The sequence below is a fragment of the Intrasporangium chromatireducens Q5-1 genome (assembly GCF_000576575.1).
GTDB classification, from domain to species: Bacteria; Actinomycetota; Actinomycetes; order Actinomycetales; family Dermatophilaceae; genus Intrasporangium_A; species Intrasporangium_A chromatireducens.
In genome coordinates this window covers 1-992 of record NZ_AWQS01000517.1, presented here as the reverse complement: position 1 = coordinate 992, position 992 = coordinate 1, and the positions used below count along the sequence as shown (strand labels likewise).

The 992-nt window shown below is 72.8% G+C and carries 1 protein-coding gene and 1 pseudogene; one reads left to right on the top strand and one right to left on the bottom strand.

What is annotated here, in order from left to right; all coding sequences use genetic code 11:
- Nucleotides 1–352: pseudogene (locus tag N864_RS25335) on the top strand (long-chain fatty acid--CoA ligase); the annotation flags it as partial.
- Here N864_RS25335 and N864_RS25330 read toward each other — a convergent pair.
- The coding region (locus N864_RS25330; RefSeq protein WP_205621045.1) for a hypothetical protein at nt 343–992 on the bottom strand (650 nt) is incomplete at its 5' end. The pseudogene N864_RS25335 and the gene N864_RS25330 sit on opposite strands and share 10 nt — an antisense overlap.

Genomic DNA, 992 nt, shown 5'->3' with positions numbered 1-992 from the left:
GCTCCGGGCGCACCCGCTCGTCTCCCAGTGCATCGTCGTCGGCGAGGGCAAGCCGTTCATCGGCGTCCTCGTCACGCTCGACAGCGAGATGTGGCCGATGTGGGCCAAGACGCACGGGCTCGGGGACCTGCCGATGAGCGAGGCCGCCGGCAACCCGGTCGTCCTCGAAGCCCTGCAGCACGCGATCGACCGCGCCAACGAGGCCGTGAGCCGAGCCGAGTCGATCCGCAAGTTCGCGGTGCTCCCCGGTGACTTCACCGAGGACAACGGCTACCTGACCCCCTCGCTCAAGCTGAAGCGGCCGGTCGTCCTCAAGGACTTCGCCGAGGACGTCGAAAAGCTCTACCGCTGACCGCCCGGTGCCAGCAGCGCCCGGATGCGCAACTGCCAGGCCCGGCGCTCGGCCGCGCCGTCGGTGCCGATGAGCCGGAAGGCGTCCTCGACGGAGCCGCGAGCGGCCGCCCGGGAGAATCGAATCAGTGCGGCGCGTCCGTGCCGGTCCGCGATCTCGCGACAGGCGAGGAGTGCGAGCCCGTAGGCCACCGACAGGTCTCCCGTGTCCGGGTCGAACTGGGCGTCGTCGGGCCAGCCGGTCGGCACGCCGGCACGACGCACCCGCTCGAGCGCCGACCCGACGATGGTCTGCTCCGGCAGCCGCACGTCCCGGTAGGCGACGTACTCGGCCAAGCCCTCCGACACCCAGAGCGGCATCGCCTGCGCACCCTCGGCGCGCGTCGTCACATGGGTGAGCTCGTGGGCGAGCACCACCTCGCGACCCGTGGCGGACAGGGACGCCCACGCGGTGGGCACGACGACGACGCGGTCGGCACCGGCCCGTCCGTCGACGAGCGGGCCATCCGTCACAGCGGCGACATGAGCGAGACCGCTCAGATCTCGGCCGAGCAGCTGCCCCGCCATCTCGTCCGTCGCCGGCGCGACGACGACGGCCGGGCGACGGCTGCCGAGCACCGCAGCGACCCGGTGCGCCGCCG